Origin of the sequence: Cypionkella aquatica (assembly GCF_030161095.1) — a bacterium.
GTDB classification, from domain to species: Bacteria; Pseudomonadota; Alphaproteobacteria; order Rhodobacterales; family Rhodobacteraceae; genus Cypionkella; species Cypionkella aquatica.
Genome location: NZ_BSPP01000007.1, coordinates 241,356 through 255,922 on the forward strand (window position 1 = coordinate 241,356; position 14,567 = coordinate 255,922).

Annotated in this window: 14 protein-coding genes and 2 tRNA genes; 1 reads left to right on the forward strand and 15 read right to left on the reverse strand. The window is 60.0% G+C overall.

Going from position 1 to position 14,567, the window contains the following annotated elements; genetic code table 11:
* Positions 1 to 19 precede the first annotated feature (19 nt).
* A complete protein-coding gene (locus tag QQJ98_RS09760; RefSeq protein ID WP_284325143.1) occupies positions 20 to 244 on the reverse strand; it encodes a hypothetical protein in 225 nt (74 codons plus the stop codon).
* 277 nt (positions 245 to 521) lie between these two features.
* On the opposite strand from QQJ98_RS09760, the gene QQJ98_RS09765 reads away from it, so the two are divergent.
* Complete coding sequence (locus QQJ98_RS09765) at positions 522 to 995, forward strand: Lrp/AsnC family transcriptional regulator (protein WP_284325144.1); 474 nt, start codon at positions 522 to 524, stop codon at positions 993 to 995.
* 28 nt (positions 996 to 1,023) lie between these two features.
* Here QQJ98_RS09765 and QQJ98_RS09770 read toward each other — a convergent pair whose 3' ends face one another.
* The 14 genes from QQJ98_RS09770 to QQJ98_RS09840 form a co-directional block, all read right to left on the reverse strand.
* Complete coding sequence (locus QQJ98_RS09770) at positions 1,024 to 1,965, reverse strand: glutathione S-transferase family protein (protein ID WP_284325145.1); 942 nt, start codon at positions 1,963 to 1,965, stop codon at positions 1,024 to 1,026.
* A 1-nt stretch (position 1,966) separates the two neighbouring features.
* A complete protein-coding gene (locus QQJ98_RS09775) occupies positions 1,967 to 2,776 on the reverse strand; it encodes a VOC family protein (protein ID WP_284325146.1) in 810 nt (269 codons plus the stop codon).
* A 22-nt stretch (positions 2,777 to 2,798) separates the two neighbouring features.
* The gene (locus QQJ98_RS09780; RefSeq protein WP_284325147.1) at positions 2,799 to 3,212 is read right to left on the reverse strand and encodes a DoxX family protein; all 414 of its coding nucleotides are present in this window, start codon (positions 3,210 to 3,212) and stop codon (positions 2,799 to 2,801) included.
* A gap of 79 nt (positions 3,213 to 3,291) precedes the next feature.
* Positions 3,292 to 4,188 carry a LysR family transcriptional regulator gene (locus tag QQJ98_RS09785; protein ID WP_284325148.1) on the reverse strand — a complete coding sequence of 299 codons (897 nt, stop codon included), beginning with the start codon at positions 4,186 to 4,188 and terminating at the stop codon, positions 3,292 to 3,294.
* Between the two features lie 121 nt (positions 4,189 to 4,309).
* A tRNA-Glu gene (locus QQJ98_RS09790) sits at positions 4,310 to 4,384 on the reverse strand.
* 54 nt (positions 4,385 to 4,438) lie between these two features.
* Positions 4,439 to 5,233: a lytic murein transglycosylase gene (locus QQJ98_RS09795; protein ID WP_431307812.1), complete on the reverse strand. Its 795-nt coding sequence runs from the start codon at positions 5,231 to 5,233 to the stop codon at positions 4,439 to 4,441.
* A gap of 105 nt (positions 5,234 to 5,338) precedes the next feature.
* A tRNA-Glu gene (locus QQJ98_RS09800) sits at positions 5,339 to 5,413 on the reverse strand.
* A 49-nt stretch (positions 5,414 to 5,462) separates the two neighbouring features.
* Entirely contained in the window at positions 5,463 to 7,205 is a 1,743-nt protein-coding gene (gene recJ, locus QQJ98_RS09805; RefSeq protein WP_284325150.1) for a single-stranded-DNA-specific exonuclease RecJ, read from the reverse strand.
* Between the two features lie 1,356 nt (positions 7,206 to 8,561).
* Complete coding sequence (locus QQJ98_RS09815; RefSeq protein WP_284325151.1) at positions 8,562 to 9,866, reverse strand: homoserine dehydrogenase; 1,305 nt, start codon at positions 9,864 to 9,866, stop codon at positions 8,562 to 8,564.
* A gap of 118 nt (positions 9,867 to 9,984) precedes the next feature.
* On the reverse strand, positions 9,985 to 10,206 hold the full coding sequence (locus QQJ98_RS09820; RefSeq protein WP_284325152.1) for a hypothetical protein: 222 nt from the start codon (positions 10,204 to 10,206) through the stop codon (positions 9,985 to 9,987).
* 205 nt (positions 10,207 to 10,411) lie between these two features.
* Positions 10,412 to 11,323 (reverse strand): pirin family protein, encoded by a 912-nt coding sequence (locus tag QQJ98_RS09825; protein WP_284325153.1) that lies wholly within the window; start codon positions 11,321 to 11,323, stop codon positions 10,412 to 10,414.
* 120 nt (positions 11,324 to 11,443) lie between these two features.
* Positions 11,444 to 12,010 carry a TadE/TadG family type IV pilus assembly protein gene (locus QQJ98_RS09830; protein WP_284325154.1) on the reverse strand — a complete coding sequence of 189 codons (567 nt, stop codon included), beginning with the start codon at positions 12,008 to 12,010 and terminating at the stop codon, positions 11,444 to 11,446.
* Between the two features lie 10 nt (positions 12,011 to 12,020).
* The gene (locus QQJ98_RS09835; RefSeq protein ID WP_284325155.1) at positions 12,021 to 12,566 is read right to left on the reverse strand and encodes a TadE/TadG family type IV pilus assembly protein; all 546 of its coding nucleotides are present in this window, start codon (positions 12,564 to 12,566) and stop codon (positions 12,021 to 12,023) included.
* A complete protein-coding gene (locus QQJ98_RS09840) occupies positions 12,563 to 14,248 on the reverse strand; it encodes a TadE/TadG family type IV pilus assembly protein (protein ID WP_284325156.1) in 1,686 nt (561 codons plus the stop codon). The genes QQJ98_RS09835 and QQJ98_RS09840 overlap by 4 nt, the downstream gene beginning before the upstream one ends.
* Positions 14,249 to 14,567: the final 319 nt, after the last annotated feature.

Below are 14,567 nucleotides of genomic sequence, written 5' to 3' on the forward strand. Positions count from 1 at the left end.
ATCAATCCAAGGATCGGGCTCATCTTGCGTAGGCGTCCAACGGCTCGATGCGGGCTTCCCACAAGCGGGCGTCGCGGCCATCGAGCAGTTCTTGCACCGCAGATTGCGGATCGCGGGTGAAGCGGACCAACGGGCTGCCAGCAACGCGGTGGGCGCGGCCTGTGCGGCGGTCGATCAACGAGACTTGGTAGGCGCAGGACATCGGCGCCGCGTTGCGGAAAGCTGATTGGGGTGCTGCGAACATTTTGGTCTCCTTTGGGATCGAGTATGTCGATACCCTTAATAACGACAGAGTTGATCGTGTTTGGCAACAGAAAAATAACGCTCTTTTTGGTCGTGATTGTAGAAGGATATTCTCTTGCACATCTTTTCAATGGGTTAGGGTGGGTTTTTGGAGAAATTTAGAAATTAATCTATTTATTGCAAAGGCTTAGATGAGTTTTGGAAAATATCACGATAAACATGGTAGACATTTAGAATTTTTGCCTCATCCTGAATGTAGAACCAGAAGGGGAGCCGTTATGGCCGAGCTTGACCAGATTGATCGCAAGATTGTTGCCGCGTTGATGCAGGATGCCACGCTGCCGGTGGCGCAGATTGCCGACCGGGTGGGGCTGTCGCAGACGCCGTGCTGGAAGCGGATTCAGCGGCTGGAGGCGACGGGAATCGTCACTGGGCGGGTGGCGATGGTGGACCCGGCGCGGCTGGGATTCGGGCTGACGGTATTTGTCGAGGTCGAAGCCGTGGATCATTCCGCCGAATGGCGTGAGGCGTTTATGAAGGCGACCGAGGCCATCCCCGAGATCATGGAAGTTTACCGGATGGCCGGCGAGATGGACTATCTGATGCGGATTTCCGTGGGCGATACCGCCGATTTTGATGCACTTTACAAGCGGTTGACCGATGCGGTGGCGATCAAGAACTTCACCTCGCATTTCGTGATGGAGCGGATGAAATACGGCACCGCCTATCCCGTGGATACGCAGCGACGATAGATGTGGTTACTATTTCAGCCTGATTGGCTTAGCCGGGCTGATCCCAGCCGAGCGCTGGGCCCAGCGGCACAAGCCCCAGCGGATTGAGGGTTTTGATCGAATAATAGCCGTGTTTGATATGGTCGATGCTGACCGTCTCGCGCACACCCGGCAGCCCGAGGATGCGCAGCATGTAGGCTTGCAGATGCGGATAATCTGCAATGCGCTTCAGGTTGGTTTTGAACAGGCCGTGATAGGCCGCATCAAAGCGGATCAGGGTGACAAAGGCGCGGATATCGGTCTCGGTCAACGCATCGCCATGCAGGTATAGGCGGCTGTCGGACAGGCGAGATTCGAGGTCACCAAGGCTGGCGAACACATCGGCAAAGGCTGTTTCATAGGCGGTTTGCGTGGTTGCAAATCCGGCGCGATAGACACCGTTGTTCAGATTTGGGTAAATCGCATCGTTCAGCGCGTCAATTTCGGCGCGCAGGGCTTCGGGATAAAGATCGGGGCCAGAGGCAAGGCTGCCAAAGCCCGCGTTCAGCATCCGCAGAATGTCTGCGGATTCGTTGTTTACAAGGCTGTCGGTGTGTTTGTCCCACAAAACCGGCACGGTGGCGCGGCCCGAAACATGCGGATCGGCGCGGGTGTAGATTTCGTGCATATAGGTGGCGTTGTGCAGATGGTCGGGCGTGCTGCCGGGGTAGGTGCCAAAGCGCCAGCCTTGGTCGGTCAAGGCGGGTTCGACCACTGAAACAGTGATTGCTTGTTCCAAGCCTTTGATTTTGCGCGCCATAAGCGTGCGGGACGCCCAAGGGCAGATCAGGGCCACGTAAAGATGATAGCGCCCAGCCTCGGCCTTGAAGCCGGACGATCCATCAGCGGTGACCCAGTTGCGGAAGGTGGATTGCTGGCGCACGAAGCCTCCCGCTGCGTCTTTCGCTTGCACCGGCTGCCAGTTTTCCGTCCATTTGCCATCGACAAGCATGCTATGCCGCCTTTGGGGATAGAGTGATCGGGGTGCCCCACGGATCGCTCAGCGCGGCGGGCAGTTTGGCGCGCAGGGCAGCAAGTGGTTCGGCATCCACCAGAATTTGCAGATCGGCCAGTCCGGTTGAGGGAAATTTGCGAAGGCTCGCCCCGCGGCTGTTCCAGGTGTTGGTGGCAAGGTGATGATGATAGCCGCCCGATCCGTAGAACGCAGCGCCGGGATAATGGGTCGAGATCGCAAAGCCCAGATCGCCGCTGTAGAACGCCTCGGCCTCGGGGACCGATCCGGTCTGCAGATGGACATGGCCGATCACCGTGCCCTCGGGGGCTTGGGTGAACGGGGCTTTGGCGGCTGCGGCAAGATCGTTCAGATCAAGCCCGTTGGTGGCCATCTGAATTTGGCCATTGCGGGTTTTCCAGCCACTGCGTGGGCGGTCGATGTAGACTTCAATGCCGTTGCCCTCTGGGTCGGACAGATAGATTGCCTCGCTGACAAGATGATCGGACGCGCCTTCCAGCGGGAGACGCGAGTCAGAGGCATGCAGCAACCAAGCACCCAGATCAGCGCGGCTGGGCAGCAGAAAGGCGGTGTGAAACAGCCCGGCTTCTTGCGGGTTGCGGCGGCGGGCGGCTTTGTCCGCGCGCAACTCCAGCAAGGTGGTGCTGCCCGCACCCAGCCGCATGGTTTCGCCGTCATTTGAAAGCTCGGCCAAGCCAAGTGCTTGTTTGTAAAAGGAACCGACCAGCCCGATGTCATTCACCACAAGGGCGACGCGGCCGATTTCCATAGGGGCTGATGCGGTGGACATGTTGATTCTCCGTTGATCAGGTTCAGGTCAGTTTACGGCCAAGCGATGCAGCACCGTCGCCGAGCAAGGCTTGCACCACAAGGGCCACGATCCAGAACGCTGGAAATTCCCAGCCGCCATTGGCGTTGGAAAAGAAGAAACCAGCGGCGAAATGCACGGTGACAATCGCGCCGAGCAGCACCGGGATCAGCACAAGCGAGACAATGCGGGTGCGGTAGCCTGCAATCAAAGCGATGCCGCCCAAGATTTCGAGCGCGATGATGAGGTAAGCAAGCGGGCCGGGCAGGCCAAGGCTTTGGAAAAAGCCAGCGGTGCCTGCGGGGGTGAAAACGAACAACTTCAAGCCGCCATGGGCAAGAAACAAAATGCCCAAGGCGACGCGCAGGATCAGGGCTGCAAGGTCGGGGCGGCTGGTTTGGCTGGGTAGCGCGGTCATGGCGATCATCCTGTGGAATTGCGTGATGATGGCAATATGGTTCATTCCCGTATTGTTGATAATCATGCCGTCTGGAAGATCATTCCATCCCTTTTGGCACGAATTGCGCAAGGTTAAGCGCCAGAAAATCAATCAGCACCCGCATCTTCAGTGCCAGATGGCGGCCCGAGGGATAGATCGCAAAGACCCCCATCGGCGGTTCCGCAAACGCGGCAAGCAAGCGGATCAAGCGCCCCGCCCTTAGGCTATCGGCGAGCACAAAATCGGGGGAGGAGGCAATGCCAAGCCCCGCTTCTGCAGCGCTCATGCAGGCGGACGCGTTTGAAAACGTCAGCCGCCCTGATACCGCAACCCGCTCATTCTGCGCGAATGTCCAGCGGTGCGGCTCGCGGTAGTTGGTGTCGATCAGGCAGGCGTGCTGGCTCAGATCATGCGGGGTTTTCGGATGACCATGTTCTGCCAGATAGGCAGGAGACGCCGCGACGATCAGCTGCGAGGTGCAAAGTTTCCGCGCGATCAACGTGGTATCGCCGGGTTTGCCGACGCGAATCGCCATATCGAAACCTTCATCGACAAGGTTCACCAGACGATCCGAGAAATGCACATCCAAGGCTATATCGGGGTAGGCTTTGGCAAATTCGGCAAGGCTGGGGGCAAGCCGAATCGTGCCGAAACTGAGCGGCGCGGACAGCCGGATTTTGCCGCGTGGCAGCAAAGCGGCGTTGCGGGTTTGGGTGTCCAGCGCGTCAAATTCATCCAAAAGCCCACGCAAACGGTCGAAATAGGCCTGCCCAGCCTCTGTCGCGGCCAAAGCGCGCGTGGTGCGGTGCAACAGCCGCACGCCGAGATCAGCTTCAAGCTTTGATACCAGTTTCGAGGCTTGGCCCGAGCTTGTCCCCAGCCGCAGCGCCGCAGCGGCGAAGCTGCCGGTTTCCAGCACGGTGACGAACATACGTTCCGAAATCAGCCGATCCATTTGCGCCACCCAGCTAGGGAATATGACCCAAAGTAGCGTGATTTCCGCAGGTTTGAAAGCAAGGCAAATCGCGCAAGGCGTCGCGCTAACCCGCAATGATCATTGGTAAAAATTTTGAAAGTGGCAGCCCGTAGGGGAGTCGAACCCCTCTTGCCTGGTTGAAAACCAGATGTCCTAACCGATAGACGAACGGGCCACTGCGGCTTCTCCTAAGGGGTTGGCGCGCAAGGATCAAGAGGGGAAAAGCGCCTTAGCTGTCGATTTTTGCAGCCATCAGCGCAATCGCTTGCTGATACACCGTCGCAGCGTTCCATTCTTTGATCACGGCGAAGTTCGGCTCGCCCTCTTGATAGCCTTTGCCGGGCTGCCAACCTTTTTGGCGCAGGTAATTTGCGGTTGTGGCCATCGCATCGCTCAGGTTCGCCAGATCAACCCGGCCATCGCCGTTGCCATCTTGACCGTAAGTCAGCGCGTTGCCGGGCAAGAATTGAGTGTGACCCAGCTCGCCATGTTTCGCACCGATGGATTTTGAGCTGATCGATCCGCGATCAACCAGCACCAGCGCGCCCAAAAGATGCGGCCGGAAGAAATCCGTGCGGCGGCAATCATAGGTCAGCGTGGCGATGGCCGAGACGACATTGGTATCGCCCATAAAATTGCCAAAGCCCGTTTCCATGCCATGAATGGCCAGCAAGACGCCCGCAGGCACCCCATATTGTGCCTCCAGCCCTGCGTAGAAATCGCGATTCTTTTTCTCGCGTGCGCGACCCTGCGAGATGATCGCATCGGCACCACGGACCGAAAGGAACTTTTGCAGCGTGTATTTAAAGCTTTTCTGGTTGCGGTCGGCGCTGATCGTGGCTTTGGAATAGCTTGCCCCCATCAATGCCGCGATGCCCGCTTTGCCGATACCTTCGGCCTTGGCCTCGCGCGCCATATCGGTTTTCCAGCCTTCAAATCCGGCAGAGGTATCGCCACAGGTCGCGGCCAGTGCCGGAGAGGCCAAAGCCAGTGAAAAGAGCAATGCAGTCAAGGATTTGGTCAACACGTTTGGCACCCATCAAGTAAATTCGACGGGCAGAATAGCCGGGTGGCAGCGCGGCGCAAGGGGGCTGAAATTTATCAGCGATATCTTGGTGTTGGAAAGAAGTGGCAGCCCGTAGGGGAGTCGAACCCCTCTTGCCTGGTTGAAAACCAGATGTCCTAACCGATAGACGAACGGGCCACTGAGGGCGGTATTTAAGGCCTGATTTCGCGCTTCGCAAGAGGAAAAATCACGCTTTTGCCGCATCTTCCAGACGAAATTGCACACGGGTTTTGCCGCCCCATGTGTTCAACTCTAGTCGTCCCGCCAGATGAAACTGTTGATGGCCCGCGTTTTCCAAAGCGGGGCCAAGATCGGTGTCAAATGCGCCGAAAGCGATGCCTTCCAATCGCGCGCCCATACTGTCGCCGAATGAAATTTTCAGATGTTTGTCGCCAACGCGGCGGGTTGTGACGGGGGTTGCAGCGAAGGCAAAGCGCGGGGCGGGGGCCGATGCGCCGAAGGGGCCAGCGGCGTCGATTTGCTCGACAAATTCGGGGGTTGCGGCGGTGGGCATCAGCAGGCTGTCGATGCGCAGATCCTCGCGGCCGCCTGTTCCGGCCCCCTGTTTGGCAAGCAGTTCAGAAAGCCGCTCCATCGCGGCCTCCAGCTTGTCGCGGGCAACGGTAAGACCTGCGGCCATCTTGTGCCCGCCGCCTTTCAGCAGCAGCCCTTCGGACGCAAGACGGTGAATCGCCGCCCCGAGATCAACGCCCGAGACCGAGCGGGCGGAGCCTTTACCCTCATTTCCGTCAAAGCCGATCACCACGGCGGGGCGGTGGCTGGCCTCTTTCAAACGGGCGGCCACAATGCCGACCACGCCGGAGTGCCAGCCATCGCCAGCTGCCCAGACCAGTGGCGCGTCAAAACCCCGCATTTCGGCTTGGGCAAGGGCCTCTTCGCGGACGCGGGATTCGATATCGCGGCGCTCAGAGTTAAGCAGGTCGAGGCGTTCGGCCAAGGCGGCGGCTTCGCTTGGGCTGTCTGTCGAAAGCAGGCGCGCGCCAAGATCGGCTTGGCCGATGCGACCGCCTGCGTTGATGCGGGGGCCAAGCAGGAACCCTAAAGCATAGGGCGTCGGGGCCTGATCCATCCGGGCGATATCGGCGAGGGCGCGCAGGCCGACACGTTCGCGCCGTGCCATCACCTTTAGCCCCTGACGCACAAAGGCACGGTTAACGCCGATCAGCGGGGCCACGTCAGCCACGGTGGCAAGAGAGACCAGATCAAGAAGTGACATCAGATCAGGGCCTTGCACGTTCTCAGCGCGCAGTTGCCGATTGGCTTCGACCAGCATCAGGAACACAACCGAGGCCGCGCAAAGATGGCCGAGATCACCGTCTTCGTCCTGACGGTTGGGGTTCACCACGGCATAGGCGGGCGGCAGGGTTTCCGCGCCCAAATGGTGATCCAGCACCACAACATCACAGCCCGCAGCGGCGATAGGATCATGGCTGAGGGTGCCGCAATCGACGCAGAGGATCAGGTCGTGTTTGCCCCCCAATTCGGCCATGGCGGGGACGTTTGGGCCATAGCCTTCGTCGATGCGGTCGGGAATATAGAGCGTGGCTGTCGCACCCATCGCGCGTAGCCAGATGATCAGAAGTGCGGCAGAAGAGCCGCCATCTACATCATAATCTGCAAAGATTGCAATGCGTTGCCGGGTTTTGACGGCATGCAGAAAGCGGGCAGCCGCGCGGGCCATATCGCGCAGTTTCAACGGATCAGGCAGCAGATCGCGCAGCTGTGGCGCAAGAAAAGCCGGGGCATCTTGCGGGGTGACACCGCGCGAAACCAGCGTCGCGCAGAGGGCGAGGGGCAGGCGGGTCAGCTGCGCCATCGCCTCGGCCAGACGTTCAGACTCGTCACTGGGGCCGATCCAGCGGCGCTGGGTCAGCGAGGATTCAACCGAGAGAAAGGCGCGTTGGGACATGGCTTGGTGTGCCTGACCCAACGATTGGGAGCAAGGCGGAATTTGATAAATTCCGTGCAGGTTTTCCGGGTCAGAGATCGGATTGCGCGTTACTTCATCGGGCTTTTGTAGATCATCCGGCGGACCGATCCGGTTTTGGAGCGCATCAGGATGGTTTCGGTCGTGATCCAGCCCGGCTCGATCTTGATGCCTTGCAGGATCGAGCCTTGGGTGACGCCTGTGGCCGCAAAGATCACGTCGGCGGTGACCATCTCATCGCGGGTGTAGATCTCGGTGGTCGCCGTATCATTAAAAAAGTAGGCGCGGGCTTTTTCATCGTCGTTGCGGAACAAAAGCTTGCCGTAAATCTGGCCGCCCANCGGTTCAGATCGGTGATACCAGCCTTGTAGGCGCGGGCTTTTTCATCGTCGTTGCGGAACAAAAGCTTGCCGTAAATCTGGCCGCCCATACATTTCAAAGCACTTGCGGCCAGCACGCCTTCGGGGGCGCCACCCGATCCCATATACATATCGATGCCGGTAATTTCGCTTTCCGCACAATGGATTACGCCTGCCACATCGCCATCGGTGATCAGGCGGATCGCAGCCCCGGTGGAGCGGACTTCGGCGATCAGATCCTCGTGCCGCGGGCGTTCAAGGATGCAGACGGTGATCTCATCTGCGGCGACACCTTTGGCGCGGGCGAGGGCGCGGACGCGGGTGGCTGGGGGCATGTCTAGGGTGACGGTGTGGGGGGCGTAGCCGGGGCCGATGGCGAGTTTTTCCATATAGACATCGGGGGCGTGCAGCAGGGTGCCGCGCGGGGCCATCGCAATCACGGTCAGCGCGTTGGGCATGTCTTTCGCGGTAAGCGTGGTGCCTTCCAAAGGATCGAGCGCGATGTCCACCGCCGGGCCGTTGCCGGTGCCGACCTCTTCGCCGATATAGAGCATCGGAGCCTCGTCCCGCTCGCCCTCGCCGATCACCACAACGCCGGCAATATCCAGCAAATTCAACTGGTCACGCATCGCATTGACCGCCGCCTGATCTGCCGCTTTCTCGTCGCCGCGTCCGATCAGCTTGGCCGAGGCGAGGGCTGCGGCTTCGGACACTCGGGCGAGGCCGAGCGACAGCAGGCGGTCTTGAAATTCGGTGACATCGGCCATGGGGTATCCTTGCGGGAAGAGGGGCGTTTTGTTTCGTCTAGCCGGGGCTGCGGCAGGCGGCAAGGATGGTGGCGCTAACACATTGGGCGCGCTGCGTTAATTTGACGAATTCGGCGGTTTTGGGTCGTATGGAAAGCGGCCATATAGCGTCTGGGAAACGGCCATACGCGCTACGGGCTGTCAGGCCGTTAACCAAGCCTGTCGAATCGGGGTCAGACTTCCTCGATCCGCAAGGCCACGGGGTCGCCAACCATCACGCCAGTTGCGGCAAAGCGGCCCGTCGCGTGGTCAATATCGGCGCGGGTGGCTTTGTGGGTGACGATCAGCACGGTGGCCTTGTCGCCTTCGTGATCATACTGGCGCATCTGGTCAATCGAGACGCCAGCCTCACCCAGACAGGTGGCGATTTTCGCCAAAGCGCCGGGTTTGTCGAGCAGGGTCATGCGCAGGTAATAGCCCGCCGGGGTAGAGGAGCGTGCGGCTTGCGGCAGCGCCAGCGTGGACGCCGGTTGGCCGAAGGTCGGCAGGCGCAGGCCGCGCGCAATATCCAGCACATCAGACATCACGGCGCTGGCGGTCGGCCCCATGCCCGCGCCGGGGCCGCGCAGCACGATCTGGCCAACGGAATCGCCTTCCAGCACCACCATGTTGGTGCCGCCTTGCAACTGCCCAAGCGGGCTGTCGGCGGGCACCAAGCAGGGGGTCATGCGTTGTTCCAAGCCCCGTCCCGTCATCTGGGCGACGCCCAAAAGTTTGATGCGGTAGCCCATATCGGCGGCAAGGTTGATGTCGTCGATGGAAATGGCCCCGATGCCTTCCAGTTCGACCGCATCAAAGCTGACTTGGGTGCCAAAGGCGATAGCGGCGAGCAGGGAAAGTTTGTGGCCCGCGTCAATGCCGCCGACGTCGAGGTTCGGATCAGCCTCCAGATATCCAAGCTGCTGGGCGGCGTCGAACACTTCGGCGTAGGACAGACCCTCGTTTTGCATGCGGGTCAGGATGTAGTTGCAAGAGCCATTCATCACGCCCATGACGCGTTTGATCTGGTTTCCTGCCAAGCCTTCGGTCAGGGCCTTGATCACCGGGATGCCCCCTGCGACGGCGGCTTCAAACCGGATAACCCGACCTGCGGCTTCGGCAGCAAGCGCGAGGGCTTGGCCGTGGTGGGCGAGCAGGGCCTTGTTGGCGGAAACCACGTCTTTGCCTGCGGCGATTGCAGCCTCGGTCGCCAGTTTGGCGGCGCCTTCGTGGCCGCCCATCACTTCGACAAACACATCAATGTCGTCGCGTTTGGCAAGGGCTATCGGGTCAACCTCCCACGCATAGGCGGAGAGATCGGCGTCGCGGTTTTTTGATTTGTCGCGGGCGGAAACGGCGGTGATCTGCACGGCGCGTCCGGTGCGCAGGGCGATCTGGTCGGCGTGTTGCTGGACGATTTTCACCACGCCGATGCCGACGGTGCCAAGACCAGCCAGACCGATACGCAGGGGTTTGGCAGAGAGGGGCGCGGCGGACATGGGCGGACTCCGTTTCAGATTGCTTGAGCGGGTGTTAGCCGATGGTGCGCCGGGGTGCAACGAGAGGCTGGCAAGGATTGAAGGCTGGCAGGATTGAGTCTGGCAGGTTTTGGGCGGGCTATTGGCTGGCGGTTTGCGCGCGCAGGGCGGCAGCGCGGGCCTTCAGACCGGACACCGGGCCTGCCAAAGGATCGGCGGGGGTGCTCTGATCGACACCTGCGATCAGTTGATCGGTGGGCAACAGCGATGGCGTCGGCAAATGGGTCGGCGCGGCCGCATCCACTTCGGGGAATTGGGCACAGGCCGAGAGGGCGAGGAAAAGGAAAACAGCGCGCATCATGCAGGGAGCATAACGTGCGCTTTGGGCGAGGGCAATCGGGGGCGGTTTTGGCGGGCTGGCACTACGCGTCACGGTGCGTGGGGGTTGATCGGTGGGTTGGTGGGGGAGGGTGAGGCCCCGGATCAAGTCCGGGGCGGCGTGGGGTGCGGGGGCGCGGGGGGTGTCTGTTGAGGCGCAGGCTGCCCGCTAATGCGCAGGCTGCCCGCTAATGCGCGGGCTTGATAAATGTGCCGTTGCGCAGTTCGGCCATGGCTTGTTGCAACTCGGCCTTGGTGTTCATGACGATCGGGCCGTGCCAAGCCACAGGTTCCTGGATCGGCGCGCCTGAGACCAGCAGAAAGCGGATGCCGTTCGGGCCCGCCTGCACGGTGATCTCGTCGCCTTTGCCGAATTCTATCAGGGTTCGGTTGCCGGAAAGATCGCGGATATTGAGTTCCTCGCCCTTGTATTCCTTTTCCAGCAGCACGCCGCGCGGGCGCGAGCTGTCGGCGAATTTGCCAGCGCCTTCAAAGATATAGGCAAAGGCATGGCGGCGGGTGTCGATCTTGAAGGTCTTTTTGCGCTCGGGCGGCACAAACACATCGAGATATTGCGGATCGGCGGCGATGCCATCGACCGGACCGGTTTTGCCCCAGAAGCTGCCGACGATCACTTTCACTATCGAGCCGTCATCATCCATGATTTCGGGGATGTCATTGGCTTTGACATCCTGATAGCGCGGCTTGGTCATCTTGAGCGCTTTGGGCAGGTTGGCCCAGAGCTGAAAGCCGTGCATCTGGCCTTTGGCGTTCCCCTTTGGCATTTCCTGATGCAGGATGCCGGAGCCTGCGGTCATCCATTGCACATCGCCGCCCTTCAGCGTGCCGCGATTGCCAAGGCTGTCGCCATGTTCAACCGCACCGGACAGCACATAGGTTATGGTTTCAATGCCGCGATGCGGATGCCAGGGAAAGCCTGCGATATAGTCGCGCGGGGAGTCACCCCGGAAATCGTCGAACAGCAGGAACGGGTCGAACTGGCTGGGGTCGGCAAAGCCAAAGGCGCGGTGCAGATGCACGCCCGCGCCTTCGACATGCGGCTGTGCGGTGGTTTGGCTGAGAACGGGGCGGAGGGACATCGGTGGCTCCTTTGCTGGCGGTTGCTGCAAAGGTAGAGGCAGGGCCGTGCTGCGACAAGCAGCGCCTGCACAGGTGTTCTGTGCGGATTTGCGAGGGTGGGGCCTGATCGCGCTTGGCGATCAGGAGCAGGTCACCCCTGTCATGCACAGCTTGGGCACAAAGCGCGGGCGGGTGACGATGAACTGCTTGATCACGTCATTGCCCACGCCGACGTTGAAGGCGGGACGATAGGTCACCTCGGTTTCGACAAGGATCGCGCGGTCGCCATCGGCCATCGCGGGGATGCGGGTCGCAAGGGTGGCAATCGACGCAGTGGTCAGCTGCACCATTGCGTTATCGGGTGAGCGAGACCAATCCACTTCAAAGCGGTGATTGGTTTCTGACCATGCCACCGAGGTGACGCGGATTTTCACGGTCTGATCATTGTCCACCAGATAGCGCATCAGGGTGCGCATGCCGGGGACATAGGTGGTCGGCAGCGGCACGGTGTTCATCTCACGCGAGATCATGTCAGAAATCGTGTAGGATGCCTTTTGCGCGGTGTTGACTGAGCGATAGGCGTCCCAATACACGAACAGGGCAAGATAGGCCCACAGCATCATGGGCAGCACGATGATCGCTTCGACCATCACCGCGCCATTTTCATCGCGGCCAAATCGGCGGAACATGTTACGGAGCGCACGCATCTGACTATCCTTAGGTCGGTTCTGTGACGAAAGCTGAAACCGCGACGACGCCGTAGCCGCCCTTGCCGTCTTTCGGCAGGCCAAGGCCGATGCCGGTGGTGGGGAACATCGCATCCTGCACGATGCAGACGCGCACCAGCATGACGTCATTCTGTTGGCCGATCTGCAGGGCTGTCACGGGCTGGACATCCTCGGCGCGGTCAACGCATTGCACGCCAGTCGAAGGCATCACCCAGGTTGAGGTGCTGACCCGGGTCATCTCGATCAGGATGTTGGCGTTACAGTCCTTGAAGATTACCGTGCGGTTGCAGATTTCGGTTTTCAGCAACGCGGCATCGGCCAGCGGGTAGTGACCCAGCCGCAATTCGCGCATGGTGCGGTCTACCGATTGTTCCAGCATGATTTTACGCGTCATCATCAGGCCGCTTTCAAACGAAGCCATGAAGATCATCAGCAGCAGCGGCACCGAGATCACGAACTCAAGCGCCGCGGTGCCGTCTTCGCGCCGGAAAGCGTCGCGTAAGCGGGTGATGATACGAGAGATCGGGCGGGTCATTGGGTCAATCTCAACTGGCTGATGTTACTGGCGATGGCACGGAAGGCGGTGCGGATCTGCAGGCCCGCTGCGTTGAAATAATGCGCGGTCGAGGTTGCGCAGTTGCGAATCTGGGTCTGCCCGGCGGTCGGTGCCTCGAACGCGATGCCATAGACGATCACGCGCTGGTTTTTCGCCAAGGTGCAGATCTGTTGCAACTGACTGTCCATCGTTCCGGTGGGAGTCTGGCTGCGAAACGCGGTCATTGCAGTGTTGAATTGGGTGGTGCGCGTGGTCGGGTTGGTGCCCAAGGCCCGTGCATACAATTGCCACGCCACATAGCTGAGACGCATCTGTGACCAGACCTGCGGCCAGGTTTGCTGCACAGCGCCAGTGGTTTTATTGTTGGTCCAAGGTCCGGCTTGCCAAGCGTTTTGCGACGGCACCCAATACTGGTTGGTGCCAGCGGTTGTCGGGCGGCCCGTGGTGTGGCGGATCGAGTACAGACCGTCATTCACGCTTTTATAGATCGGGGAGAGACCGGATTTATAGGCAGTGTTCACGCGCTCTTCTGCGAAATGCTCGCCATCGGTCATCAGCACGATCACCTTCATCGACTCGGGGTCGGTGAAGCCAAACGGGCGGCCTGCCAAAGTCGACGGCATTTTCTTGGCGGTGATGAACTGGGTGTACATCGTCTGAGCCGCCGGATCCATCAGGGCCAGCCCCCATTTCAGCCCGGCGTTGATCGAGGTTGCGCCAACCGCACTCAGCCCGTCGATCTGCGTTTTCAGCGTTGCGATGGTTTGCGTTGGCAAGCGGATGATGTTGCCGCCAACCGGCGGACACCAGACGTTGCCGGCGTTGTAGCTGGCACTGTAGCCGATGCCATAGTTCGTATCGTTAAAGGCAACGTAAGATGTCACCTGATTGGTGGAGGAATAGGTATCGGCATGCGCGGTCATCGACATCGCCGTGCTGGTGGGCAGCGCGGTCGAGTTATAGACGTTGCTGGGCATGTCAACGCATTGCACGTTGGTGACTGCCGGATCATCGCTGAGGTTGGTGAATTTAGACCGCAGGTCTGCGCCAATGTTGACCTGACCGTTGAACGGCACCAGACCCACCGAGATTTTGTGATCGGCGTCGCTGGACAGCACGGTATCGACAAATTCCTTTGCGGCGACCTTGAGGTTGACCAACTTGCTGTTCGAGGCCATCGAGCCGGACACGTCGAGCACCAGCATGATCTCGACATTGTTGACGCGCTGTTCAGCCATCGAGTGGCCGCTGGCGTCCATCTCTTTTTGACCGATCAGATGCAGGAAATAGGGGTCCGTCGCCGCCGACGCATCCGCTTCGACGTTGCGGAAGTTCAAGCCCTCGCTGACGGTGACGCCTTTGAGATAGCTCGTCATCCCGGCTTTGCCGATATAGTCGCGGACCACGGATTCCGGATCAAGCTCTTGGGTCAATGCGGCCGAGGCCAGCGTGGCGCGGTCAAGGGTGTTTTGCAGAGTGGTGCGTTTTTGCTCGTAGCGCATCAGGTCAACCGCGAGGCCCCCCATCATCACCATCAGCATGAACAGACAAAGCGCCAGCATGGTCAGCGTGCCATCCTGCGCCGCCCAGAACCTTTGCAACACCGCATTGCGGGCTTTGCGGTCGTGCTGACGCTGATTTCCAAGCATTGCGCTGATCATATCCCAACTCCTGCTTGGCACGGGCGGCGGGTGACACCGGGTGACAAGACAAAGAAACCTCTAACGAAGCCGCATATGGCGCGTGGGCTGGGGCAAAACTAAGGCTTGGGCGGTTTGGAATGTGTGCAGGATGTGGCGGATGCGCGGAATTTCTGAACAATCTGCCTTGATTGGCGGGATTGTTGATGAAAGCGAAAAGGGGGTTGTAAGGGCTACTCACCCTGTGGTTGTATTGGTTAACAGGGCTGCTTGGCCAAGTAGCATTGAGCGAATCGGGTGTTTTGGCGGGATGGGGCATGGCAGTTGCGCCGTTCCAGAT

Coding starts and splice junctions, on each gene's coding strand:
- QQJ98_RS09760 (WP_284325143.1), bottom strand. CDS start 244: ATGTTCGCAGCACCCCAATCAGCTTTCCGCAACGCGGCGCCGATGTCC.
- QQJ98_RS09765 (WP_284325144.1), top strand. CDS start 522: ATGGCCGAGCTTGACCAGATTGATCGCAAGATTGTTGCCGCGTTGATG.
- QQJ98_RS09770 (WP_284325145.1), bottom strand. CDS start 1,965: ATGCTTGTCGATGGCAAATGGACGGAAAACTGGCAGCCGGTGCAAGCG.
- QQJ98_RS09775 (WP_284325146.1), bottom strand. CDS start 2,776: ATGTCCACCGCATCAGCCCCTATGGAAATCGGCCGCGTCGCCCTTGTG.
- QQJ98_RS09780 (WP_284325147.1), bottom strand. CDS start 3,212: ATGACCGCGCTACCCAGCCAAACCAGCCGCCCCGACCTTGCAGCCCTG.
- QQJ98_RS09785 (WP_284325148.1), bottom strand. CDS start 4,188: ATGGATCGGCTGATTTCGGAACGTATGTTCGTCACCGTGCTGGAAACC.
- recJ (WP_284325150.1), bottom strand. CDS start 7,205: ATGTCCCAACGCGCCTTTCTCTCGGTTGAATCCTCGCTGACCCAGCGC.
- QQJ98_RS09815 (WP_284325151.1), bottom strand. CDS start 9,866: ATGTCCGCCGCGCCCCTCTCTGCCAAACCCCTGCGTATCGGTCTGGCT.
- QQJ98_RS09820 (WP_284325152.1), bottom strand. CDS start 10,206: ATGATGCGCGCTGTTTTCCTTTTCCTCGCCCTCTCGGCCTGTGCCCAA.
- QQJ98_RS09825 (WP_284325153.1), bottom strand. CDS start 11,323: ATGTCCCTCCGCCCCGTTCTCAGCCAAACCACCGCACAGCCGCATGTC.
- QQJ98_RS09830 (WP_284325154.1), bottom strand. CDS start 12,010: ATGCGTGCGCTCCGTAACATGTTCCGCCGATTTGGCCGCGATGAAAAT.
- QQJ98_RS09835 (WP_284325155.1), bottom strand. CDS start 12,566: ATGACCCGCCCGATCTCTCGTATCATCACCCGCTTACGCGACGCTTTC.
- QQJ98_RS09840 (WP_284325156.1), bottom strand. CDS start 14,248: ATGATCAGCGCAATGCTTGGAAATCAGCGTCAGCACGACCGCAAAGCC.